We start from the raw sequence: 25,146 nt of genomic DNA, 5'->3' as shown, positions 1-25,146 counted from the left end.
GGTCTTCTCTGCGGCGGGTCAGTGATCGTGCGGGAAGGTGTAGGGAGCGAGACGGGCAATCAGGTTCTCGGGGGTTGTTCCCAGGGCTTCGGCGAGGGCCACGAGCAACGCGGTGGCGACCATAGTCAGGGTGCGCAGGGTGCGCTGCGGGTTGCTCTGCACCGCACGGAAGATCAGATCTTGGCGTACCGCGTCCAACGGCGCCGAAGCCGACGTCGTGTCGGCCATGTCGAGGCGGGCAGTCAGCAAGGCGACGGCCGGGTCAGCCTCCGCGCCCTCGCGGGCGTGGAGGACGGCGATGCCCTGGAGCATCTCCTGCGGGGATGCGTGGGTGGTCTTGGCGAGCTGCAGGAGGAGTCCGACGGTCAGCCGTTCCACGCTGGTGATGGTCTCGATCGGAGCGCGGGTAGCGGCATCGCGGATGATCGCGTCGAGATGGCGATGTGCCGCCCGCAGCGCGGCGGCGTCCGGGCCACCTTCGTGGTGCACGACGTGGAGCTGGCCTGTGAGCAGGGCCAACGTGCGCTGCGCGGCGCTCCCGGGGTCGGTCACGGTCTTCTATTTTGCGCCCGGCGTTGAGACCCGGTCCACTCGACGCGGCCGGGCCTGCGAGCGGCATCCCGGCGTGCGGCAGGCCGCGAGGCAACCACGGGGCCTCCATGCCGGCCGCGGCGATCGCGAACATCCGGATGGATCCCTGGTGAGACAAAGCCGTCCCCCCGGCACGTCACTTCTCGGGCGGTCTGCCGCGTCCCCTGGGGAAGGTAATTGGGACCCCCAGACGATTACGCCGGATTTGGGGGTTGTGCACGGTGACCGATGCCGAGGCCGGAGCGTTCTGCCGGAAGCCGTGGTTCACGCCCAGCAGACAGCGCATCAGCCCGGTCGATCTGAACATGGATGTTCCGCACACCGCCCGCATGTACGACTACTACCTGCTGCGCCACGAGGCGCCGCGTCACCGAGCAGGGGTGGGAGACCCTCGCCATTGGGCCGTCGCAGCGGCCTGATTGAAGATGGGGGCAGTCTGATCCGGGGAGCGCCGGGGAGGACGGGAAGCGGCCCCGACAACGCCGGGACGGTCCAGCACTGCCAGATGGGCCGGGTTCGGCAATCGAGATCAGAAGGTGCAGCGTAAGCGAATCAGTGGTTGACGCTCCGTAAGAGTCGTGCCGGCTCAAATCTGGTGGATAAGGGCCGGTGTGCAGCGCGTGGCCGTCTGGTAGGTGGAGGCGGTCAACTCTGAAGCCGGGTCAGCTAGCCGGTGAGGAGGTCACGGTGAATGTCTGCGGCGTAGCCGTGGCGAGGCTGTCGGGGTACAGCTGGGCGCCTACCTGGTCGATCGGTGATGTGGTGAACGTGGGAACCGTCCGTGGTCGCCCCCATGTGGGGCAGGCTCGCTGCCGGCTGGTGGCCAGGGGCGGGGCGGAGGTCCCGTAGTACTCCGAGCACGCGAGAGGCGTGTACATGGGGAAGGGGACCAGCAGGCTGGTAGGGAGGATGCTGGAATGCCAGGAGCCGCGCTGGTGAATATCGGCGGGCCGGAGCTTGATGACGCCTTCGTGGAGGCGGAGCGCCGGGTACTGGAGATCCAGGCCAAACTACACCGTTGGGCTCGGGACGAGCCTCGTCGTCGGTTCGACGATGTTTTCAACCTCGTCCACGACCCCGCGTTTCTGTTGGTGGCGTGGGTTCGTGTGCGGAGTAACAAGGGTGCCAGGTCGGCGGGGGTGGACGGCGTTTCGGCGCACGCCATCCAGGCCAGGGGCGTCGGGAAGTTCCTCGACGGGTTGCGGGCCTCGCTAAGAGACCGTAGCTTCCGCCCGTTGCCGGCGCGGGAGCGGATGATTCCCAAGACCGGCGGCAAGGTGCGCCGTCTGGGGATCGCGACCGTTGCCGACCGGGTGGTCCAGGCATCTTTGAAGCTGGTGTTGGAACCTGTCTTCGAGGCGGATTTCTTGCCGTGTTCGTATGGGTTCCGCCCGGGCCGTCGGGCTCAGGACGCGGTGGCCGAGGTGCGTTTTCTCAGCTCACGCCCCCGTTGTTACGAGTGGGTCGTGGAGGGCGACATCAAAGCCTGCTTCGACGAGATCTCGCATCCCGCTCTTATGGAGCGGGTGCGGGCTCGGATCGGGGATAAACGTGTGCTGGCCTTGGTGAAGGCGTTCCTGAAAGCAGGTGTCCTCACCGAGGACGGCGCGCTGCGGGGCACAGACGCTGGCACTCCGCAAGGGTCGATCTTGTCCCCGTTGTTGGCTAATGTGGCCCTGTCGGTACTGGACGAGCATATCGCCCAGATGCCGGGAGGCCCGTTGACCGGCGAGTGGGAGCGGCGGAAACGCCGTGGCCAGGGTCTACCGAATTTCCGTCTGGTCCGTTACGCGGATGATTGGTGCCTGATGGTGAAGGGCACCCAGGCGGACGCGGAAGCCCTGCGAGAGGAGATCGCCGGGGTTCTCGCCGGGATTGGGCTACGACTGTCCCCGGAGAAGACCCTGGTAACCCATATTGACGAGGGCCTTGACTTCCTTGGATGGCGCATCCAGCGTCACCAGAAGCGTGGCGAAGACCGGCACTACGTCTACACCTACCCGGCGAAAAAGGCGCTGCGCGCCATCTGCCAGAGGGTCAAGGACGTGTGCCGGGGCACGAACGTCGACCAACCGCTGTCGGCTCTGCTGCACCGGCTCAATCCGGTGCTGCGGGGCTGGTGCACCTACTTCCGGCAGGGTGTGTCCAGTAAGACCTTCGGTTTCCTCGCCTCCGTCGTCTGGCGGCAGGTGTGGGCCTGGGTAGGCAGGAAACACTGCAAGACGGGCTGGAAGGCCCTCCGACGCCGCTACAGCGGCAACGGATGGAAATGGTGGCCAGCTGACGGCGAGACCACGCTGCTCCACCCCGGGTCGATCAGCACAACTCGATACCGGTACCGGGGAGCGGCGATCCCCTCGCCATGGGTGGTCGCGGGATGACGAGAACACGAGCCATAAATACGGGGCCTGTGCAGAGCCCGTTGCTCAGTAATGGGCACGGCGGGTTCGGGAAGCGGCCCGAGGAAACGGACCGGCCGAAATGCCGGCACCGCGCCTCGGGCCGACTTCGCGGTGGCAAGGACAACTTTCCCGCCGACCGGCAGGCGGCGGAGCAGGCGCTCGCGGTGTTTCCGCACGGCCGGGTCACCGCCCGGCAGAACCGTGCGTTCCTGCACCGGGTGACCCGGTTCCTCACCCGGGAAGCGGGGATCCGCCAGTTCCTGGACGTCGGCACGGTGAGCTGGTGCCCGTTCTTCGGACAGTGATCCCTGTGGGATAATTGATCCGTGGACGGAGGATATTGATGGTCGAGCATCGCAGGCGGTTCACGCCCAAGGACGAGGCGGTGAAACTCGTCATCGATTCCGGCCGGCCGATCTCCGCGGTCGCAAAGGACCTGGGTCTCAACGAAGGTACCCTCGGCGGCTGGGTCGCGACCTGGCGGCGCGCGCACCGCGACGACACCGAGGAAGAACCGCTGACCATCTCGGAACGGGCACGGCTGCGGAAGCTGGAGAAGGAGAACCGGGAACTCCGGATGGAGTGTGAGTTCCCCTCAAAAGCAGCGGCCTTCTTCGCGCAACGCCATCAGCGACCGACAAGTACGAACTGATCGCCGCGGAGAAGGATTCCTACCCGGTACAAACCATGTGCCGGTGGCTTGCCGTGTCCACCTCCGGTTTCTACGACTGGTACCGCCGGCCGTCGTCGACACACACCCGTCGGCACACACCCGTCGGCGCACCACCTTGGACACCCAGATCCGGGCGTTGTTCGCCGCGTCACGACAGACCTACGGTGCCCGGCGGATCGCCGCCGCCCTGCGGGCGTCGGGGACGCCGGCGTCGCTGCCCCTGGTCCGCCGCGTCATGCGCCGGGCAGGGCTGCGTGCCTGCCAGCCCAGGGCCTACCGGCGTACCACCGTGCCCGGCCAGGCCCCCACGCCCCGCAGACCTGGTGCGCCGTGACTTCACCGCGACCCGGCCAGGAATCAAACTTGTCGGGGACATCACCTACATCCGTACCGGTGAAGGATGGCTGTACCTCGCCACGGTCATCGACTGCTACTCACAGAGAATCGTCGGCTGGTCGATGGCGACCACATGCGTTCCACTCTGATCATCGACGCGTTCATCATGGCCGAGACCCGCACCCGTCTCCAGTCAGGAGCCACGTTTCGCGTCCCGGAGGTGTTCGTCGACGTAATGGAACGCGTGGGACCTCGTCGTGCCGCCTCACCTCGACCCCGCCCTGGCCGGGGACGTCCAGCGCCGGAACCCTTCATGTCGCCCCACCAGACGGTATTTGATCTTGTCGTGAATCGATCCCTTCCCAACAAGATCGACAATGTGAGGGTCAGGAACTTTCCGCCGGCGAACCACCTTCCCCCTCGCCATCGTCTGAGGCCACGGGCCGGTGACGCTGCGACCACTTCGTGAGCGACTGCAGCAGCACCGCAGTCGCTCCGATCAGCCCCACCGAGACACCGCCGATCGCGGTGATCACCCCTGTGGTGCCGTCTCCCCCCGAAGACTCCCCCGGCGGATAGTTGTTGATCACAATCGGCGCGGCGGCCGTGGCCGGGACCGGACGGCCCGGTCCCCCTTCCACAGGTGGCTCCGGCGTTCCCGTAGACCCCGTCGTATCCGGCGAATGACTAGTCGACGGTGCTGTGGGCGACCGACTTGCCGGCGGTGAGTCGGTCGCCAGCGACTGCATGACCCGTACGACTCGCTGCGTTTCGTCGGCCGACTGAAGTGCGAACAGCGAGGCCAACAGGCCCGCGAGCAGCCCCATCAGCGTGACCGCGAGGGCCCCCACCAGCAGCAAATCCCCCCGCCGGTCTGCGCCTTCCTGCCTCCGCCGACGATCTCCCGCCGGCGGTCCTGCCCGCCCGACGAACCGCTCATGCTGCGCCGCAGGACCGCGGACCCCGAAAGTGCGGGGCCGCCGGGTCGGCAGGCACCCTCAACACTCGAATCAAGGCTGGGCTCCTTTCTGTCTGGCGTTGCTGGTGAGGCGCCGAGAATGCGGATGAGGGGCATGTCCTCGTCCGGGCCTGCTCGCCGCCGCCGCCGACCCTGCCGGCCCGCCGCCCCCGAGCACGTCACCTACCGTGATGGGGCGGGAAGGGGCTTGTGTGATGCGGACGGTGACTCCGGCGATGGTCAGGGCACCCGCCGTGGTGGCGTCCGGGCCGGTCGGTGGGGTCGCGCGGGGGGTGGGACGTCGCATGATCGTGTCTCCTTTATGACCTGGACCGCCCACGGCTGGCAGATCGACCCGCAGGTACTCGACCGCACCGCAAGCAGAATCTGGAGCTGGGCAGCCTGACCAGAACGGCATGATTGGCTAGAGTCCCCACGCCGCGACCACCAGCGAGACCGCGGCCAGCAGTACCCCAGCGACAGTGAGTCCGGCCCGACCGGCGGCGCGGACCGCGGCTGGGATGGTGGCACCATCCCAGCCGCGCAGGATGCCGGCGATCAGGCCCGCGATGACGGAGACCGCGAGCACAAGCACGGCTAGGACGACAACTGCGACCGAACGGTCGACGTACACGACGGCTGCTCCCGCACCCGACGCGCCTCCCCGACCCGGCGCGACAGATGGATGTCGAAACCGTGAGGACTTGTGATCGCTGCCGGGTCGGAGGCCAGCAGCAAATCCGCACGAAGACGTGCGGATGCTGCCCGGCCCGGGACTGGTCGCGATCCAAGGTCAAGCGGAGTGGTGCAGCTTGGAGGTCAATCTGCGGACTGGGGCGACCACATCCCGTCCGACTTCCGTAAGTTCATGACGGCCGAGCCGATGAGGCTGGGCTGCCTTCCCACAGCATAGCCCCGCACTCTGGCCGAGGCGTTCACCCCAAGCGCGAGTCGTCCGCCCTTCAACCCTGTGCGCTTGCTGGAGGACCCGGAAGGGGCACGGTCTGGACCCGGTCGTACACCCGCACCTACCAGGGTCCCGACGGGACGGGTACGGCGCGGACCGCTCGGTCACTCCACCACGCCCTCCAACGCCGCCAACACGGCGGCGACCTCGCCCAGGTCGCCGATCAGGCGCAGTGCCACGCTCACCACCTTCCCGAACCTGATCGACGGGTGGGGTTAGGCGCTCCCCGCCGGTCGATCTTCCCCCTCGCCGCCGTCCGAGGGCACTGGCCGGTGACGCTGCGACCACTTCGTGAGCGACTGCAGCAGCACCGCGGTCGCTCCGATCAGCCCCACTGAGACTCCGCCGATCGCGGTGATCACCCCTGTAGTGCTGTCGCCTCCCACGGACTCCGCCGGCGGATAGTTGTTGATCACAATCGGCGGGACGGCCGTGGCCATGGCCACGGCAGGGCCTCCCTGCCCTCCTCCCACAGGTGGCTGCGGCGTCCCCGTGGTCGTATCCGGCGAATGGCTCGTCGACGGTGCGGTGGGCGACCGACTCGCCGACGGAGAGTCGGTCGCCGGCGACTGCATGACCTGTACGATCCGTCCCGCTTCGTCAGCCGAGCGCGGCGCAGCCAGCCCGGCCAACAAGCCCGCGAGCAGCCCCATCAGCGTGATCGCGAGGGCCACCCACAGCAGCCGATCCTCCCGCCGCTCCGGGCCTTCCTGCCTTTGCTGACGATCTCCCCCGTTGTCGGTCATGGAGGATGTTGTACGCCACCATCGCTAACAGGCCGCGAACCGCCTCACTTCGATCTCGTGGGAATAAATCGCCCCCTTCTCGACAAGATCGCGAACGGTGGTACGGGCGGCCTCGCGCCGCCGGAGCGGCGCACGGAGTAGGGCGGTCACCGTGTTCCTCGCCTGACGCGGGCCATCGAGTGAAACCGACCGGGGCAAGGCCAGTGGCGTCGAGGGCGCTCGGGCACTGAAAGCCAACCCGGTGCACGCGAGCATCACGTGGTCAGAACAGGGTGTCGCGGACGCGAAGCGATCGATAGCCAGTGGGTCCGAGCTGCGCGGGCTCGCTGTCGATGTCCCCTCAATCGCACCGAAGAAGTTGAGGTTCTCGCTGTGCGCTGGGGAGATGCGCACACACCTCGTCGTCGACACGTCGGCCAGCCGCGCGCATCGCGTCGACCGCGAGCCCGTAGTACTCGGTCGTCCAAGCCGCCAGGGCGTTGGCGATCAGGGTCAGGCACCACGCCTGCTCGGCCTGGGCCTCCAGGTGGCGGGCGCGGATGCGGGAGGCCGCCACCTGGATCCCGATGCACAGGTCGAGCCATGCCCGGATGACGTCTCCGCAGCCGTGCCACCACCCACGCGCCTTGGTCACCTTCACGAGCACCGTGAGCGCCACACACATGTGGCGGCTGGGACGACCGCGCTGGGACGGGGGTGGGGCGTCGCGGATTCCGCTCCGAGATGTGGCGATCGTCCGCACCCGCGGCGCCGCCACCGGCCCTACTAGCGCCGTGGACGCCCGATCCCCGTGCCGGGGTTACGCGTGGTGAGACGGCGGATCGGCGGCCGTCAGCCGGCGCGGATCGTTCTCGACGATCCCGCCCACACCCCAGAAGGACCGAAACTAACGGAGCGTAACCATGGTCGGGGTGGTGTCGCGACCGCAGATCCCGGCCTCGGACAACCAAAGATGACGCCCAAACCAAGATCGCCCCAGCGTGCCCACGCGAAATGCGCACACCATGCGCACACCATGCGCACACCATGCGCACACCAACCCATTTCGATCTTGCAAAAATGATCTTAGACTTTACAAAACCGCAGGTCAGGGGGTATCTGCCCGGAGCCGGCGAGGGGACTCGAACCCCTAACCGCTCGATTACAGGACGGATACCCGCGTATCGGAGCATATCGGAACGTGCCGCCCCGTGCCGGAAAATCCGAGGCCAGGGCGCGTTTCGTCCCGGAACGTGCCGGCCGATGCCGCGATGTGCCGGAGCATCCGCGCACCCAATGCGCACCACGCGGTCGGCGACCCCTGGGTCAAATCGCTCATAACGGTCCATATCAGACATAGATCCTGGCGCGCTACCGTGGGTCGACAATCCCGAACCGGGAAGTGTCGACCTGGCCCGCCCGGGACGGACCCAGCGGGTAACCAACGGCCGTGTGCGGACCGGACCGGACCACATCGCCGGTTACTGATTGTGCTCCTCCTCGGCGCTCCCGCGAAGGCGTCCGGCTCACCGGTCATCCAGAGCAGGGCAGGGAGCGCAGCGCCACACTCACCACGTCATGCCCAGATGCGGCGCGCTGGGAGCGGGCCGGCTGGGGCAGCGGCAAACTGGTGGCTGAGGGTTGGTGAACGCTGCGAGCACACAGACGACGTGGCATCCTGTCGGCGGCCAGCCGTGTTCCGTGGCCATGGATGCCGGGCGCCCGCAAGGGAGGAACCAGCAGGGTGGATGGCACCGGTTCGGCACGGCTCGCGATCCTGATCGACGCGGAGAACATCCCGCGGTGGGCAGTCGAACCGCTACTCACCGAGAGCGCCCAGTACGGGACGGTCCGGATCCGACGTGCCTATGGTGACTGGTCGGGCTCGCTGAGGAGCTGGAAGCCGACCCTGCAGGAGCTGTCCATCCGGCCGGTGCAAGTCTTCGCCGCCGTCAAGGGCAAGAACGCGGCCGACCTGGCGTTGACGATCGACGCGATGGATCTGCTGCACTCCGGCTCCATCGACACGATCTGCATCGCCTCTTCGGACAGCGACTTCACTCGGTTGGCCGAACGGATCCGCGAGAGCGGACTGACCGTCCACGGGTTCGGCGAAGAGACGAAGACGAACCCGGGCCTACCCGCGGCCTGCGACACCTTCGTCTTCGTCGAGACCCTCATCACCGACACGCCACCGACACCCACCGCGAAACCCGACCAGGCGCTCGTACCTGCCCAGGCCACCCCGCCTGGGACGAGCGACGTCACGGGGAACGTCCTGCCGAGCCCGGAAACCGGCCCGGCGCAGGTCATCGCCGCCCCGCAGGCAAAGACGAAGACGCAGGCGGTGGCCGGCCCTCCCACCCGCGCGACGACCGCTGAGCTGCGCGCGGACACCGCACTCATCAGCCGGCTCCGCGAGGCGGTCACGACGAACACCGGCCCCGACGGCTGGGCCCACCTGTCCGCCGTCGGATTGGCCATCCGCAAACACCCCGCGGTCGTCCTGAAAACCTACGGCTACTCCCGTCTCACCGACCTGATGGTCGCGACCGACCTGTTCGAGCTCCACCGCAACGGCCCCGGCAAAGCCGGCCCCGTCCACGCACGCGTCAAGTAGACACCCGAAGCACCGCAACGACCTCATCCCCGCCGACGGCGCCCAAGGGCGGACCGGGTCCGCCCCAGCAGCCCTCACCTCCCTGGTGATCGGCCGGCCAACCGCGCCCGCTGCACCAGTGGCCGCGAGCGACCTCGAAAGAGGCAATTACATGGTTCGAGCGTGACCTCCGAGGCAAAGATTTCCGCGCGTTCGGGGACGAAGCGCCTGGGCATCGGTGCGATAAGCCGCTTCTGCGACCCGGAAGAGCCGATCTACTGCGGGAACTACGGCTGCGAGCGGCCGATTTTCATCGGCTTTGTTGACTTCCGGGGAAACAGGCGTGCCAGCTGCCCGGTGAGCAGTCGTCAGATGGCTGCGGCGAGTTCGTTGAACGCAGCCGCCAGCCGCAGTCTTGAGGGGTTCCGGCGGCGAATTCGTAGTGGTTGCGGCGGATGTTCCAGACAAGGGCGTGACCGGTACCGATCGTTTGGAGAAAGGAGGGCGCGCCGGCCAATGGTGGCCCAGCTTCCGAGGGTTCCTTCCAGGATGCCGAGTTCCTGTGCAAAATCGGAGATCGGACGGGGTAGGCGCCTATCCGAAAGCGCGATCTCGTTCTGCTGGGAAGTGGTTCCGGCACGCGGGCTGAATGCGTCAACCGCACGACACGCACGATCGTTGTTCTCCCACACCCACTCCGTCTGCTGGCGCCGCAGAATGGCGCGCCCGCCCGGACTCTGACCTGCCCGGTCCGCTGGCCCCGCGCGCTGTGATCCAGTCCCATCAGGGCGAACAGCGCCCGGGGCGCTGATGCGTTGGCGAGATCCGCCATCGGGCAGCTACTGTTCGATACCGATCAAGGGGCGGTATCGCCATCGACGTGTGGGACCGGCCGGCAGGCCAACGAACGCCAGATGTACGCAGGAGCGGGATCTCCCGCTGATCTTGTTGGCGACGGAGCCACCGGCGCCCCCACCCATCCCACCCAGCCCATGTCGTCAACGATCACTGGCGGGACGTGCGCAGGGTCGTGCGGCATATCTCGAGGCGGGCAAGAGCTGATCCGCTTCACCTGCAACCCCGTGAAGGCCCCTGACAAGCCGCCCCCTATCCTTGCATCTACAAGGTTCACGGGGGGCTACATTGCGTCGCAGTCTGTTTATCGTGCTCGTCCTCGCGTTCGCGTTTGCTGGGGCCGCAGGATGCCAAATATCGCCGGCCGACGAAGCCGCGTCGACAGCGGCGATCTCGGCTCAGCCGGCCGAGCCCGCGTCGAGTCAAGCGCCGCTCGGTCAGTCCGCTCCCGCCTCGGTGGTGCCGACGCGATTTACTGGCCTGGAGGGGTGCGACGTGGGCAGTGTCGTTGTCCAGCGGGACAAGAACCGCACGGGTCACACCTACCGTTGCACGACCGTCAACGGCGCCCAATACTGGCTCCTGTTCGGCGCCCCGATCGCCTCGACTACGCCGCCCGCGCCCATGGCCAGCCCGGCCCCATTGCCCCCGCCTCGCACACTACCCAGCGGGGCGATAGTCGAATACGGACCCACGTTCCCCGATGGAACTCCCCAGGGCGAAGTGAACAGCGCCGGGTGCTATGAGGGTTCCCGTTCCAGCGAGAGTTCAGCCGGCGGCACCGGGTACACCTACGAGTGCCAAGGCACTTACGGCCAGGCTCAGAAGTGGGTGCTGGTCGCGGGCTCCGTCCCGACCTCCAGCGCCCTGACGCCAACTTCGACAGCGCCATTGGTTCGATAGCACGCCGCCACCCGTGTGATTTCTCGGAGATTGGTGAAGTCGAGGTGCGCTGGGCTAGGCCCCCACTGTCACTCGATGCCTGATCACCGTAGGCCGTGCAGATAGGCCCCAAGGAAAGAATAGTCAGGGCTCGTGGACGATAATCGTTTGAGCGACTTGGGTGATGCGGGCGGTGGCGGGGCGTTCGATGAGCTGGCCTCCTTCGAAGACGGCGCGGACGAGGGCAACGGGGTGAGATGCGTTGACCGCCCGCCAGCGGGCTTGGGCGGCCTCGATGAGCGTGAACGCCATCGCGGGCCCGGCGGCCCGGGAACCGGGGGCCAACGTCGCCCCGGGTCCCCCGCCCCCGCCCGGGTCGACGCGGGCCGCGCGGGCCCGGGTGTCGTCGAACCCCGAAACGGCGGGGGTGCGTCACCGCCAGTGACCCCACCGACGCACGGACCTCGAATGCGGCAGTTATGCGGTTCGCGCTGGACCGGTCTGGCCTGTCTCCTGGCGCGGCAGCGCTGGTGCCCAGGTCGCCGGGCCCTCACGGAACCGCCGCGGCCACGATGGAACCGCCGTCGCTGCCGACCCATTGCTGCGGCCGGCAGCCGCGTTCACCACCCTGGCGGCGGCCATCGTGCCGGCTGCCGGCCGCTGCGGTTGACATGCCTCGCTTCCTCGGAAGGCAAAACCGCCCCGAACCTGCTCTGCGCCGCTACACATAGGAGGCGAACCGTCTCGGCCTGAGCGTCCACTCCTAGATCAATCGAGGCTGCTTGAATGTGCCAGTCACCTCGCTCGGGTCAGTTCCCAAACCGGAGGTGCGACGGAGCCGGCGATCGGATTGCCTTCCCGGCTGGAACGAACCGTTCGAACGATGTCTGTAGACTTATGCAGTCGCCGGTCGAACCCGCGCGCGGTCTGCGGCGGACCGCAGGGACGCGTGGTACAGAATCGGGGACGGCGCGGTGTCTGCAACGGGGCGGTGCGAGGCCAACGGCGGTCAGCAGTGACGGCTGCGGACCGGGAACTACCCAGCGGTGTCGCGTCGCTGGACGACGACGACCCGGTGTCGATCGCCTCCTACCGCCTGCGGGGTCGCCTCGGCGAGGGCGGTATGGGCACGGTGTACCTCGCCGAAACGCCCGGCGGGCGCCGCGTGGCGTTGAAGACTATCCATCCCCATTTGGCGCGGCATGAGGCGTTCCGAGCACGGTTCGCTCGCGAGGTTGCGCACGCCCGCCTGATCGACAGCCCATTCACCCCGGCCGTGGTCGACGCGGACGTGGAGGCGAAGCGGCCCTACCTGGTGACAGCGTACGTGCCGGGTCCCACCGTGCACAACGAGATCCGCGAGCACGGGCCGCTCGACCTGCCGGACGTCCGGCAGGTCGCCGTGAACGTCCTCAGCGCCCTGACCGCCTTTCATCGAGCCGGGATCGTGCATCGCGACATCAAACCGGCGAACGTCATCCTGTCGCGCACCGGCCCGAAGGTCATCGACCTCGGTATCTCGCGGGCTTTGGACGACGTGCTCCGGCTGACCCCGAGCGGGTTCCAGCAGCCGGGGACCTGGCAGGTCATGGCGCCAGAGCAGTGGAACGGCGATGCCGCGACCACAGCGACCGACATCTTTGCCTGGGGATGCCTGGTCGTCTACGCGGGTACGGGATGGTTTCCCTTCGACGGAACCGGCGCCGAGCAGCTCAGGAATGCGATCCTCACCGACCCGCCACGGCTGCCGGACGGCGATCCCGCCCTGCGTGACATCCTGGCGCGGGCCCTCGACAAGGCGCCGGAATGCCGGCCCTCGGCGGAGGAACTACTCGCGACGTTGCTCGGCACCTGGCCGGCGGCCCGCCACGCCCGCGTCGTATCTCCGGTCGAGCCGATCGACGATGTCGTCGCGATCGCCGACACCTGGACGGTTGAGCTCCGCGACACCAGGTCCGGGAACACCGTCGTGGTGGAGCCGGGCGGCTGGATCATGGCCCTTCGGATGATCGGCTCGGTGCTGCACGTCGCGACGCTCGACAATTGGTCCAGGCTGGGGTTCGAGCGCTACCTCGTGACCGTGACCGGGGCCAAGGTTTACGCGCAGAAGATAGACGGAGCGCCCGCGCCCGCTCCACGTGTTGAGATGGGAGGGTTCTGGGACGACCCGCCGGGCAATACGCTCGAGGGCGCGATCTCCCCGGACGGATACCTGGTCGCCGGTCGGTTGGCTTATCGCGCGATCCTCTGGGACGTGCGCACCGGCCGGTACCGCGACGTGGGCCCGTTGGGCTGGGACTCAGGCTTCTGCGACTTCTCGGTAAACGGGCAATTCATGCTTATCAACGGCGTCCGGTCGTGGGACGTGTGGGCGGATGCCCCGGTCGAGTCGGGGACAACAGATCGCCGCGACACCTTTGCCGACAGGGGAACGAAGTTCTCGCCGGATTCGAACCGGGCAGTGATCCGCGAGAACGAGCTGTAGCGCTGGTACCGCCACAAGATCAGGTAGATCGCATCAGCCCGATCCTCGCGGTCCACCAGCAATATTGGTCAATGGTCGAAAGGCACGCCTGTATCGGCCATGTCCACGTGTCACAAAGGGGGTGGGAGCCCTGCTCTGTCAACAGGGCTGGGGCCTGGGATCCCCGGCGATTACCGGGCACCAGAACAGGCCTGCCAGCACCGGGCATGATCGGACCGGGTGCGTTGGCACGGAGGACGGCCGGCGCGACGGATCGCTGCGGAAAGGTTGACGACGCGGCGACTCAGAGGGGAGTTTCGGGAGGGCCTCCGTCTTACCAGGTCGGCTCGTCGGCGATCCGCCCGTGTACGTCGAACCCGAACCTCAGCAGCCGATCATCCCCCGCCTTGGCCAGCAGCTTGGCCAGCGCGTCGGCGGCGTTCCGGTTGCCGGCGTCGGCGCGGGCGCGTAGCTCGTCCTGCTGCCCAGTCTCGGCCAGCAACTCGGCCAGCCGGTAGGCCGCGTTCCGGTCGCCGGCGTCGGCACGGGCGCGTAGCTCGTCCTGCTCTCCCGCCTTGGCCAGCAACTTGGCCAGCTTGTCGGCGGCGTTCTGGTCGCCCGCGTCGGCACGGGCGCGTAGCTCATCCTCCTGCCCAGTCTCGGCCAGCAACTCGGCCAGCCGGTAGGCCGCGTTCCGGTCGCCGGCGTCGGCACGGGCGCGTAGCTCGTCCCGCTCTCCCGCCTTGGCCAGCAACTTGGCCAGCTTGTCGGCGGCGTTCTGGTCGCCCGCGTCGGCACGGGCGCGTAGCTCATCCTCCTGCCCAGTCTCGGCCAGCAACTCGGCCAGCCGGTAGGCCGCGCTCCGGTCGCCCGCGTCGGCACGGGCGCGAAGCTCGTCCCGCTCTCCCGCCTTGGCCAGCAACTCGGCCAGCTCGTCGGCGGCGTTCCAGTCGCCCGCGTCGGCACGGGCGCGAAGCTCATCCTCCTGCCCAGTCTCGGCCAGCAACTCGGCCAGCCGGCGGGCGGCGTCCTGGTCACCGGCGTCGGCGCGGGCGCGTAGCTCGTCGTGCTGCCCGGTCTCAGCCAGCAACTCGGCCAGCCGGGAGGCAATGTCCCGGTCGCCGGCGTCGGCACGGGCTCGGAGGAGGTTCACAGCGGCCTTCCGCCGCCCGGTCTGGGCCAGCCGCTGGGCCAGTAGCCAGGCAGCGAACCCGTCTCCGCCACGGGACCGGGCGCGGAAGCGGAGGACATGGATAGCGGCCTTCCACCGCCCCGCTTTGGCCAGCAGTTCGGCCAGCTGCCAGACGCCATCCCGCCTGACGGAGCGAGTGATGAGCTTGTGTCGTTGCCCGCTCTCGGTCGGCAGCAGGGCCAGCTCCTGGGCGGCCCACCGGTCGCCAGCGACAGCGCGGGCGCGTAGCTCGTCGTACTGCCCGGTCTCGGCCAGCAACTCGGCCAGCCGGTAGGCGACGTACCCGGCGCCGACGTCGGCATGGGCTCGGAGGAGGTTGACAGCAGTCTTCTTGTGGCCCGCCTCGGCCAGCAGCCGCGCCAGATCGTAGGCGGCGCGCCAGTCGCCGGCGTCGGCACGGCACTGGAGGAGCGGGACCGCGATGGCGTAGATCCGCCGGCTCAGGGCCGCGCTGCTGATGAGGGTGATGTCGTAGGGGTGGGTGAGGTGGTCGCGTAGGGCGGTCCAGAGGCTGGCGGGGCCTCGTTCGTGCTCGCGGGTGTGGGTGGTGTGGTGGAGGAGGTAGTCGGCGACGGTGTAGCCGGCGAGCTGTCCCATGCCGGCGCCGACGGGGTTGAGGGCGGCGGTGGCGCCGTGCAGGGGCGTGGTGGCGTAGGCGAGGGCATGATCGAACCAGTCCGGTGATGCGGTAGCCCGCTGGCGGGGGGTGCAGTAGCCGGGGGCGGCGGCGCGCAACAGGTCGACCGTCAACGGCGTGCGGACACCAAGACGAGCCGCGTCCAAGGCCGCGGTGACGACGGCCCAGGCGTAGGGTTCGTCGGCTTTGGCGCTGGTCCAATGGCGGAGCAGAGCAGGGGCGGCGGCCAGGGCCTGGGTCAGCCCGTCGTCGGGGTTGTCGAGTCCGGCCTGAACGCGAGGGTCCTTCTCGGAGATCGCGCGGGCGCGGGCCTGTTCGGTGGAGGTGAACTCGTCGTCGACGTCGACGACGGCGGCTTGGCGCAGGGTGTCGCGTTCCCACCGGTACGGGTCGTCGTGGGCGTGGCGGGGTGGGGGTGTGATGAAGGCGCGGTGCCGGTGCGGCCAGATCGTGCCTACCAGCACCAGCCCGGCGTCGAGCAGCGCCCGCACGGTGCCGGCGGTCAGCCCGTGTTCGCCTCCCAGGTAGGTCTGGATCTCATCCAGCCACAGCACGGTGCGGGCCGGTGGGCTGTCGGCCAGGGCGGTGATCTGGGCGGTGTCGGTGGGGTGGATCAGCCACCAGTCGGCCAGCTCGGCGCGGATGGCCTCAACGGCGCAGCGGGTCTTGCCGGCCGAGGAACCACCGACGAGCAGCACGAACCCACCTCGGGCCGCCGCGGCCCGCAGCCGGGCGCGGCTGCCGGTGGGGGCGTGGTCGATGTCGCGGTCGACGTAGGTGGGCAAGGTGTCGTCATCGGCGTCGGGCAGGTGGATCGCCCGGTGCACCCCCAACCGGTATGGATCGGCGTCGATGACCCGTATCGCCCCCGGCGGCCGAGGGCCGGCCAAGGCCGCGGGGGTCCCGCCCTGTCCCGGTGGGCCGCCCGGGAAGATCGCCCCCGCCGGCGCCGGGGCGGGCCCGCCAGGGAACCCGGGAGAGACCCGGGCCGGAACGGCCAGGCCGACGGCCTCGACCAGCCGCCGTCGGGCGGTGGGTTCGTCGACGCCGTGCAGGTCGCGGTAGGCGATGGTGGCCAGGACTGGCGGGATCGGACAGGCCTCGATCCGCAGCGGGGTGAGGGTGTTACCGGCCAGGGCGCCGGCCCATTCCAGAGTGCACCAGTGCGACGCGAAGTAAGCCGTCGAGCAGATCGCCACGGTGCGGGCGGCCAGGGTCATCTGATCGTTGATCCAGGCGACGAAGTTCGTCCCTGCCGGCGAGTCCCACGCCTGCACCCGAACCCGCTGGCCCTCGGCCTCCAACACCGCGGCAACCCACAGCGCCCACGCCTCGTCCGCCCCCGTGTAGGAGACGAATGCGTCCACTCCCGCCGGCCCGCCGCGCGCGGTGGTGGGATCCCCCGTGCCCATAACAGCCCATCCTGCCAAGTACCGCGATCAATCTCCCGCGCTACGCATCGTGACACGTCAAGCGACGTTTGCCGCTTACAAAGGCCATCGGTCCTGCTCTGGGCCTCAGAGAGGACTGCCGGCGGCGGCGCGCGGTCGTCGTGGGCGGGTACGTCACCACCTCCGCCGCGCTGCCCTCACTGGTCGGGTGGCTACCTCAACGGCCGCGATCATCTATACGATTCGGCAGGCGCAGGTGCACTGGACGCGTATACGCGAAATTACATGGTTCCAGGATGGCCGTTGCGTGGCCTCGTGTGCGTGGCGGCCCCTCCGGTCAGCTGGGGAAGACCCCCGCGTGCGCGGGGACGACTCGCCGTCCGTGCGCGACCAGGCGTTCAGCCCGGGAAGACCCCCGCGTGCGCGGGGACGATGCCACGGCCACGCCGGACGTGATGGCGGAAGACCCCGGCGTGCGCGGGGACGACGAGACCTGGTCCGGGTGGAACAGCATGACCTGCGGAAGACCCCCGCGTGCGCGGGGACGACTGGGTGTGGCAGTGCGGGTGTCAGACCCGGCGGGGAAGACCCCCGCGTGCGCGGGGACGACCGCTGCGGCCTCCGGTCCTTCTGTCGTGGTCAGGGAAGACCCCCGCGTGCGCGGGGACGACCCACGGAGCCCTGCGCCTGGTGCATGAAACTGAGGACGACCCCCGCGTGCGCGGGGACGACCACGGCACCGACGCCGAGGGCTACATCGTCCGCGGAAGACCCCCGCGTGCGCGGGGACGACAGGGCAAGCTGCGAGATCCTGTCAGGTGTCACGGGAAGACCCCCGCGTGCGCGGGGACGACCACCGTGGACGTAGCGGTGGCGAGGCCGATCCGGGGAAGACCCCCGCGTGCGCGGGGACGACTCCTCACGGGTCCCGTGCACGGTGTGGCGGATGGGAAGACCCCCGCGTGCGCGGGGATGACACTTGCTGACCTGGGGGTTTGCAGCTCATTGGTGCCGAAAATTATCAGTGGCCCACCGCGTGATCATCTTGTTCCTGGCGATGAGGGCGCTGGCCTTGGCGGGGCCTGGTGATGGTTGGATCGTGGGTTGTTAGGTCGCCTTGGGGGGTCCCTTGCAGGATACGGCGCTGGGTGTTGTGTGGGGGAAGTCGCAGCCGCGAAACGGTCGGGGTTCGGCGCATCTTCTGCTGGGGCATCTGTTGGACGCGGCGGCGGTCGGTGAGCTGGTTTTCGATCGGTACCTTTCTTCTTCGGTGCGACGGTTTCTGGATGCCTGCAGTGATGGGCAAGGTCGGGTGCTGTTTGCGTTGCTGTGCGGGTTGCATGATGTGGGCAAGGCGACTCCGGCGTTTCAGATGAAGGATGAAGGGCTGGCTGCTCGGGTGCAGGCGGTTGGTTTGGGTTGGCGGGGACTGACGGTGCGGCAGAGTCGTCAGTGGCATCATTCCGCGGCTGGTGCTTGTATCGTCCGCCGCTGTCTAGCGGGGGCGGGGTGGAGCCGGGAGGGTACTGACTGGGTGTGGCCGCTGATCGCCGGCCATCACGGGCTGATACCAGCGCTGCCTGACACGGACTCGCGGAACCATGTCCAGGCCCACGGGCGTGCTCCGGTGTGGGCGCAGGCGCAGGACGGGTTTGTGCGACGGGTCGCCGCGGAGTTGTCGGTGGACCTGGCGTCGTTGGCGGATGTTCGGGTGCCGAGACGCGCGGAGCAGCTCACGATTTCCGGACTGATCATCATGGCGGATTGGATCGCGAGCGACGAGACCCGGTTCGGAGGGTTGCCGACGCTGTCGGAGGTGTCGTGGGAAGGCGCCCGGGATCGGGCTGGTCGGGCGTGGGAGGTCCTTGGTCTTCGGGGCGGGTGGCGGGCGGGTGCGCCGGCTCCCGCGGGCGTGCCTGACCTGGTGTTGCACCGGTTTGGGAAGCCGGCGTGGCCGATTCAGCAGGGTGTGGTGCAGGCCGCGCAGGGCATGCCTGCTCCGGGCCTACTGATTGTGGAAGCGCCGATGGGGGAGGGGAAGACCGAGGCGGCGTTGGTGGCGGTCGAGGTGCTCGCGCGGCGGTTCGGTGCGGATGGGGTGTTCGTGGGGATGCCGACGCAGGCCACGGCGGATCCGATGTTCGCCCGGGTCCAGGACTGGTCGGAGCGGGTGGACCGCGAGGCGCCGTTGCACCTGCTGCATGGCCGGGCGCGGTTCAACCGCCGGTGGATGGAACTACGTCGCTCGGTCGTGTTCGGGGGTGTTCACGACGGTGACGAGTACGGGATTGGCGACGACTACGGTGTCGGTGCGTCTGCGGATCCGGACCGGCCGGCGGCGGGTGCTGTCGCTGCGGCGGAGTGGTTCTTCGGTCGTAAGCGGGGTCTGCTGGCGCCGGTCACGGTCGGCACGATCGATCATCTGCTGCACGCGGCGACTCGGACGAAGCATGTGATGTTGCGCCACGCCGGGCTGGCGGGCCGGGTGGTGGTCCTCGACGAGGTGCACGCCTACGACGTGTACATGGCGCAGTTCCTGTTCGAGGCGTTGCGCTGGCTGGCGGACGCGGGTGTTCCGGTGGTGCTGTTGTCCGCGACCCTGCCGCCGCAGATGCGCCGGGACCTGGTCCGCGCCTATGTGCAGGGCGCGGCGCAGCGTGCGGATGTCGAGGCCGACCTGGATGTGCTCGAGGAGCCGGTGGGGTATCCGAACGTGACCTCGGTGTGCGTGGTCGATGGGAAACCCAGAACAGCGGTCGCGGCGCACCAGTCGGAACGTGAGCCGCTGCAGGTCCGGGTGGAGGTCCTTGAGGAACAGGAGGACTTTGCTTCGGAGACGGTTGCCGCCGCGGTGGCGGCGGAGGTCCGGGACCGTGGGTGTGCGCTGGTGGTGTGTAACACCGTCGGGCGTGCCCAGGCGGTCTTCACGGCACTGCGTCCCGTGTTCGGCGACGATGTTGTTCTGCTGCACAGTCGGTTCGTCGCGGAGACGCGTGCCGAGCGCAGCGAGTCGGTGATCGACCAGCTGGGACCACTAGGCCGTGACGGCGCTGTGCCGCGACCGGAGCGTCTGGTCGTGGTCGCCACTCAGGTGGCTGAGCAGTCCTTTGACGTGGACGTCGACTTTCTGGTCACGGATCTGGCGCCGATCGATCTTCTGTTGCAGCGGATCGGCAGGCTGCATCGCCATCAGCGGCCAGCTGACCATCGTCCGGAATGGTTCCGTGTGCCTCGGGTCCTCGTGACCGGGGTGCGGTTCATTGATGGCAGGGTTCCGACGTGGCCGTCGGGCAGCGGCGTCGTGTACGGGGATCATCTGCTGGTGCGTTCGGCCGCGCTGGTCGCCGCCGCGGCGGCCGGTGAGGGCTGGTCGATCCCGGGCCAGGTCCCCGCGCTGGTGGCCGAAGGCTACGGCTCGGCGCCGCTGGGCCCGCCGGAGTGGGCCTCGACCGCGGCCCGCTACCAGGAGAAGTGGGAACAGAAGCAGGAGACTCGGGAGTCGAACGCGTCCGTGTTTCTCCTGTCCGGGGAGGGACGGCTCGGCGCTGCGACACTGGACGGCCTGCATGAGCGGTCGACGAAGGCGCTGGAGTCGGAGGAACGGGTCGCCGCGGTGGTCCGCGACGGCGATGAGTCGGTGGAGGTCGTTCTCGTGCGGCGTCATCCGTCCGGCGGATTCCTCACGCTCAACGGCCGGCCGCTGGGCCTGACGGGTGAGGCGGCGGTCAGCGACGAGAAGGTGTTCGAGGACACGGTCGGCGCCACGATCCGCCTGCCCGCCAGGCCCGAGCTCACTGATGCCGCGCGCCGGGACCTCGCGCCTCTGCCGGGCTGGCGCGACGACCCATGGCTCGGCCGTGTCCGTGCCCTCGAACTCGACGTCGACCTGTCCGCGCGGCTCGGCGGATACCACCTGACCTATGACGACAGCAGCGGCCTGACCCACACGCGGACAGGCTCGCGCTAAACGCCGATCCGCACCAGGGGCCGGAACCTGCGGGACGAAAAGGGCCGTAGGGGACGCGGTCCCACCGTGTCCCCTACGGCCTCTTTCTCGTGTCTGGGTGACGTGACGGGGTCGGCCGGTTCGGAACTGTCGGAGGGGTCTGGTAGACATCGGGTGGCCTTCGGGGGGAAGGCGTGAATCGTGCGGGACGGGGGAATCGTTGAGCGGATTCGATCTGCGGGTTGAGCCGTGGATTCAGGTGGTCGATGATGGTCGCGTCCGGGACATAAGTCTCAGGGGCGCGTTGCTGGGTGCCGGTGGTTTGTCGGGGTTGGCGGTTGTCGATCCGCTGGAGACGGTGGCGGTGCTGCGGCAGGTTCTGATACCGGTCGTGATAGATGCCCTGGGGGTTCCCAAGGATTCCGCCGACTGGGCGCGCCGGTTCGCCCCTGGCGGGTTTGATGGCGACGCCGCGCGCCGGATCGGTACCTATCTGGACGATCTAGCTGATCGTTTTGATCTGTTTGATGTGAGCAGGCCATTCGCGCAGGTAGCGGGTCTGCGGACGGAGAAGGGGGAGACGAAGCCGGTCTCGCTGTTGCTGTCTCGGCTGGCGTCGGGGAACAACGTGCCGGTTTTCAGCGCGCGAACGGAGAACGACCCGCCGGCGTTGACGCCGGCGGCGGCGGCGCGGGCGTTGCTGGCCGCGCAGTGCTGGGACACCGCGGCGATCAAGTCCGGGGCTGCCGGTGATCCGCAGGTGAAGGCGGGGAAGACGACAGGGAACCCGACCGGGCCGGTCGGTCAGCTCGGGGTCGTCATGCCGATGGGCGCGACGCTGTTCGAGACGCTGATGCTGAACCTTCCGATCGCCACGGCCGGCGGCCGACGGTCCGACGACGTTCCCCAGTGGAAATCACCCGAACCTGCCACCTGCAGGTGGCAGACACGGCGTCCGTGGGGGTTGGCGGATCTGCTGACCTGGCAGGCCCGTCGTATCCGGCTGATCCCCGAGACGGACGCGTCGGGTGGTGTGGTGGTGTCCCGGGTGGTGCTGTGCGCGGGGGACCGGCTGAACTCGTCGGTGCATGATCTGGAGCCGCACACCGCGTGGCGGCAGGTGGAGCGGCCGAAGAAGGGCGATCCGCCGGTGCGGCCGGTGCGGCACCAGCCGGGCCGGGCGGCATGGCGGGGACTGGCCGGCCTGCTGGCGGTCCGAGGACCGACCGCGGAGCGGGTGTCGGCCCCGGAGGTGATGCGGCAGGTGGCCGGCCTGCAGACCGAAGGGTATGTGGCGGACGACTTTCCGCTGCGGGTCCTGACGGTCGGGGTGTCGTACGGCACCCAGTCCGCGGTCGTGGACGACGTGATCGTCGATGAGATCCCGTTGCCGGTGGTCGCGCTCGCGGCGGATTCGCGGGTGCGTTACACGCTGCTGCAGGTGGCCGATGAGGCCGAGGCGCTGCGGATCGCGGCGAACCGTCTCGGTGATGATCTGCGGGCCGCCTATGGTGCGGCGAAGCTGCCCTGGGATCGAGGGCAGCGCCTCGGAGACCTGCTGATCCACCGGCTTACCCCGGTGGTGCGGCGGCTGTTGGCGGGCCTGCAACATCAGCCCGACATGGTCGAGGACGCCGAGGACGCCTGGCGGATCGTCGTACGCCGGCTCGCCTGGGAGGTCGCGGACCCGGTGCTGTCCGCCGCGGGCCCTGGCGCGTTCCTTGGCCGGGAGCCCGGCGAGCGGTTCGGTCCGCGGCTCGCGGTCGCGGAGGCGTCGTTCCGCCGCGCTCTGAACACGATCCTCGGCCCGGCATCCGCGACAGCGGTTCCGCCGGCCCGAACGGCAACGGCATGACCACTCTCTCACCGTCGGGAAACACCATGACCACTGATCCTCCCGCGCCTGTTTCCGTTCCCGCCGAGCCGGAGTACAGGCTGCGTTTCTGGGAACTCAAGCACGCGGATGGCCGGCCCGACGGGGCCAAACTCGCCGCGTTGCGTCTCGGCGCCAACCGGGAGCCCGGAACGGTCCCGCAGATGTGGCGGTACTACACGACGCTGAACCACGACGGGAAGATGACGGCCGCGTTGCGCGCCGAGCATGTGGCGCTGGTGCTGTTCGCTGTCCACCAGCAGTCCCAGCCCACCCTGATGCACACCCGCGGTATCAGCGTCGGAAAGGCTGTCGCCGGCGTGCGGCAGAGTGGGAAGTTCAGCCCGGAGGCGGTCGACCGCCGGTTCGCCGCCGCGGCGACCGCGACCTCGTTGAACGAGGCCGCCCACCATCTGCGGGGCCTGGTCCGCCAGATGCGAAGCCTCCCGAACCCGCAGCGCCTCGACTACACCCAGCTCTACTGGGATCTGGTCGCCTGGCAGGACCCGGCGAAGGTCGGCGGGATCCGCCGCCGCTGGGGGTCCGACTACTTCCTGAACCGCGACGGGAACGGTGCCGCTACACCCACCGCGGGCTGACCCGGCCGCCGGGCCCTGCGACGCCGGGCTCGGCGTCGGTGGATTACTTCAATTTTGTCGCTAGCGCGGGCGGCGTTTCCGCCGCCGCGAGATGAGAGAGACTTTCTATGCGCACCTATGTCGATGTTCATGTGCTGCAGACGGTTCCGCCGTCGAACCTGAATCGTGATGACGCCGGTACGCCGAAGCAGGCGATCTACGGTGGAGTGAAGCGGGCGCGGGTGTCGTCGCAGGCGTGGAAGCGCGCGACCCGGACCGCGTTCGCGGACCTGGTGGACCCGGCGACGCTGGGGACCCGCACGAAGAAGATCTCCGCGTTGCTCGCGGAGAGGATCGCCTCCCGCGGTGGGCTGGGCCCGGACGACGCGGCCCGGGTCGCGACGAGCGTGCTGTCCGATCTGGGGATCAAGGCGGGGAAGAAGGCCGCGGAGACCGCCTACCTGCTGTTCTTCGGACGTCCGCAGCTGGAACGGCTCGTCGACGCGATCGAGGCAGATCTGCCGCGTCTCGCCGGGCTGGACGACGCGGCGTTGGCGGAGGCGGTGAAAGGGGTGCCGGTGCGGGAGACCCTCGGAACCGGGCATCCGATCGACGTGGCGCTGTTCGGGCGGATGGTCGCGGACCTTCCCGGGCTGAACGTGGACGCGGCGACCCAGGTCGCGCACGCGCTGTCCACCCACGCCGCCGACGTCGAGTACGACTACTTCACCGCCGTCGATGACGAGAACCCGAAGGAGGACACCGGCGCCGGAATGATCGGCACGGTGGAGTTCCAGTCCGCGACGCTGTACCGGTTCGCGACCGTCGGCCTGCACCAGCTCCTCGACAACCTCGGCGGGGACCTCGACGCGGCCGTCGAGGCGCTGCGGGTGTTCCTCGTCGCGTTCACCACGTCGATGCCGACCGGGCACGGGAACTCCTTCGCGCACCGCACCGTCCCGAACCTGCTCACGGTCACGGTCCGCGCCGATCAGCCGGTCAACCTGGTCTCCGCGTTCGAGAAGCCGGTGACCGCGAACGGCCACGGTCTGCTCGCCCGGTCCGTCGCCGAGTTCGCCGCCGAGCTGGACCGGACCACCACCCGGTGGGGACTGCGCCCGGAGCTGACGGTGTCGACGTACGACACCGCCGACGCCGGCGACAAGGCCGCCGTTCTCGGCGGGTCCGTGCCGTTCCCGCAGCTGGTCGACACGGTCACCGCCGCCGCTCGCGACCGGCTGGCCACCACCCGATGACCAGCCCCACACCCGCCCGCTGCCTGGTGCTGCGCCTCGCCGGCCCGGTGCAGTCCTGGGGCGGGACCAGCGTGTTCAACCGCCGCGACACCCAGACCGAACCGACGAAAAGCGGGCTCGTGGGCCTGCTCGCCGCCGCCCAGGGGCTGCGGCGCACCGACCCGATCGAAACCCTCCTCACGCTGACGTTCGGGGTACGCACCGACCAGCCCGGCACGCTGCTGCGGGACTACCACACCCTCAGCGACTACCGGGGCCGGCCGCTGCCGTCGGCCGCGGTGACGGCGAAAGGCCTCCAGAAACCGACCTCGCCCGCGAAACACACCCACGTCACCGAACGCTTCTACCTGCAGGACGCCGTGTTCATCGCCGCGGTCAGCGGCCCCGAACCGGTTCTGGACACGCTCGTCGCCGCGCTGCGCGCCCCCGCGTTCCCGCTCGCGCTGGGGCGCCGTTCCTGCCCACCCACCCAGCCGCTGCTCCTCACCCCCACCGGTCGTGGCGACACGGCGCTGTGGGACGGGAACCCAGCCGCGGTGCTGGAGAACACGGTGCCGTGGCAGGCCAGCGATGCCCAGCGGGAACGGCTCGCCGCCGCCCGGCCCCGCCCGCGCACCATCGATCTACCGGTCACCGTCGACGACCCGAACGGCGACGAGATCCGCCGGGACGTCCCGACCAGCTTCGACCCGCGTGACCGGGGGTTCACCACCCGACGGGTCCGCCAGACCTGGGCCCGGCTCCCACCTCCATGGCCCGTCGACCCCACCGACACCGACGGGCCTGCAGCACATGACCCGTTCGCGTTGCTGGGATGGTGA

13 protein-coding genes, 4 pseudogenes and 1 CRISPR repeat array are annotated in these 25,146 nt (G+C 69.0%); of the genes and pseudogenes, 11 read left to right on the top strand and 6 right to left on the bottom strand.

Annotation, left to right across the window (positions count from 1 at the left end; all coding sequences use genetic code 11):
• Positions 1–18 precede the first annotated feature (18 nt).
• Positions 19–552 carry a hypothetical protein gene (locus tag ACG83_RS40285; RefSeq protein ID WP_054571507.1) on the bottom strand — a complete coding sequence of 178 codons (534 nt, stop codon included), beginning with the start codon at positions 550–552 and terminating at the stop codon, positions 19–21.
• Between the two features lie 260 nt (positions 553–812).
• On the opposite strand from ACG83_RS40285, the gene ACG83_RS45895 reads away from it, so the two are divergent.
• The 4 genes and pseudogenes from ACG83_RS45895 to ACG83_RS43500 all read left to right on the top strand — a co-directional run.
• Positions 813–1,010, top strand: a complete 198-nt coding sequence (locus ACG83_RS45895) for a hypothetical protein (protein ID WP_054571506.1) — start codon at positions 813–815, stop codon at positions 1,008–1,010.
• 498 nt (positions 1,011–1,508) lie between these two features.
• On the top strand, positions 1,509–2,972 hold the full coding sequence (gene ltrA, locus ACG83_RS40275) for a group II intron reverse transcriptase/maturase (RefSeq protein WP_054571505.1): 1,464 nt from the start codon (positions 1,509–1,511) through the stop codon (positions 2,970–2,972).
• A 29-nt stretch (positions 2,973–3,001) separates the two neighbouring features.
• Positions 3,002–3,268 (top strand): annotated as a pseudogene (locus ACG83_RS48300) (SAM-dependent methyltransferase); the annotation flags it as partial.
• A 68-nt stretch (positions 3,269–3,336) separates the two neighbouring features.
• Positions 3,337–4,273: pseudogene (locus tag ACG83_RS43500) on the top strand (IS3 family transposase); the annotation flags it as partial.
• Positions 4,274–5,384: 1,111 nt separating this feature from the next.
• Here ACG83_RS43500 and ACG83_RS40255 read toward each other — a convergent pair.
• The 3 genes and pseudogenes from ACG83_RS40255 to ACG83_RS43495 all read right to left on the bottom strand — a co-directional run.
• A complete protein-coding gene (locus ACG83_RS40255; RefSeq protein ID WP_054571503.1) occupies positions 5,385–5,594 on the bottom strand; it encodes a hypothetical protein in 210 nt (69 codons plus the stop codon).
• 548 nt (positions 5,595–6,142) lie between these two features.
• A complete protein-coding gene (locus tag ACG83_RS45080) occupies positions 6,143–6,673 on the bottom strand; it encodes a hypothetical protein (protein ID WP_152991664.1) in 531 nt (176 codons plus the stop codon).
• A 262-nt stretch (positions 6,674–6,935) separates the two neighbouring features.
• Positions 6,936–7,214, bottom strand: a pseudogene (locus ACG83_RS43495) (Tn3 family transposase); the annotation flags it as partial.
• A gap of 1,182 nt (positions 7,215–8,396) precedes the next feature.
• Between ACG83_RS43495 and ACG83_RS40240 the strand changes: the two are divergent.
• Positions 8,397–9,272, top strand: coding sequence for an NYN domain-containing protein (locus tag ACG83_RS40240; RefSeq protein ID WP_235498506.1), 876 nt, complete (start codon positions 8,397–8,399; stop codon positions 9,270–9,272).
• Between the two features lie 1,860 nt (positions 9,273–11,132).
• On the opposite strand, the pseudogene ACG83_RS43490 reads toward ACG83_RS40240, so the two are convergent.
• A pseudogene (locus tag ACG83_RS43490) lies at positions 11,133–11,336 on the bottom strand (hypothetical protein); the annotation flags it as partial.
• Positions 11,337–12,063: 727 nt separating this feature from the next.
• Here ACG83_RS43490 and ACG83_RS40235 point away from each other — a divergent pair.
• Positions 12,064–13,473 carry a serine/threonine-protein kinase gene (locus ACG83_RS40235; protein WP_161934859.1) on the top strand — a complete coding sequence of 470 codons (1,410 nt, stop codon included), beginning with the start codon at positions 12,064–12,066 and terminating at the stop codon, positions 13,471–13,473.
• Between the two features lie 313 nt (positions 13,474–13,786).
• Here the strand turns inward: ACG83_RS40235 and ACG83_RS47435 are convergent, their stop codons facing one another.
• Positions 13,787–16,693, bottom strand: coding sequence for a toll/interleukin-1 receptor domain-containing protein (locus tag ACG83_RS47435; protein ID WP_054571499.1), 2,907 nt, complete (start codon positions 16,691–16,693; stop codon positions 13,787–13,789).
• Between the two features lie 324 nt (positions 16,694–17,017).
• Positions 17,018–17,649: a CRISPR direct-repeat array (repeat unit 28 nt; unit sequence GGAAGACCCCCGCGTGCGCGGGGACGAC).
• Positions 17,650–17,825: 176 nt separating this feature from the next.
• Here ACG83_RS47435 and ACG83_RS40225 point away from each other — a divergent pair.
• From ACG83_RS40225 to cas5e, 5 genes are all read left to right on the top strand, one after another.
• A complete protein-coding gene (locus ACG83_RS40225) occupies positions 17,826–20,639 on the top strand; it encodes a CRISPR-associated helicase/endonuclease Cas3 (protein WP_054571498.1) in 2,814 nt (937 codons plus the stop codon).
• 214 nt (positions 20,640–20,853) lie between these two features.
• Positions 20,854–22,473, top strand: a complete 1,620-nt coding sequence (casA, locus tag ACG83_RS40220; RefSeq protein WP_369812957.1) for a type I-E CRISPR-associated protein Cse1/CasA — start codon at positions 20,854–20,856, stop codon at positions 22,471–22,473.
• Positions 22,474–22,499: 26 nt separating this feature from the next.
• The gene (gene casB, locus ACG83_RS40215) at positions 22,500–23,090 is read left to right on the top strand and encodes a type I-E CRISPR-associated protein Cse2/CasB (protein ID WP_235498504.1); all 591 of its coding nucleotides are present in this window, start codon (positions 22,500–22,502) and stop codon (positions 23,088–23,090) included.
• Between the two features lie 107 nt (positions 23,091–23,197).
• Positions 23,198–24,325 carry a type I-E CRISPR-associated protein Cas7/Cse4/CasC gene (gene cas7e, locus ACG83_RS40210; RefSeq protein WP_054571497.1) on the top strand — a complete coding sequence of 376 codons (1,128 nt, stop codon included), beginning with the start codon at positions 23,198–23,200 and terminating at the stop codon, positions 24,323–24,325.
• Positions 24,322–25,146, top strand: coding sequence for a type I-E CRISPR-associated protein Cas5/CasD (gene cas5e, locus ACG83_RS40205; protein ID WP_054571496.1), 825 nt, complete (start codon positions 24,322–24,324; stop codon positions 25,144–25,146). Before cas7e ends, cas5e begins: the two co-directional genes overlap by 4 nt.

Origin of the sequence: Frankia sp. R43, from assembly GCF_001306465.1 — a bacterium.
Taxonomy (GTDB): Bacteria; Actinomycetota; Actinomycetes; order Frankiales; family Frankiaceae; genus Parafrankia; species Parafrankia irregularis.
Note: the sequence above shows the minus strand (reverse complement) of the source record. Positions and strands in the feature narration are given on the sequence as shown.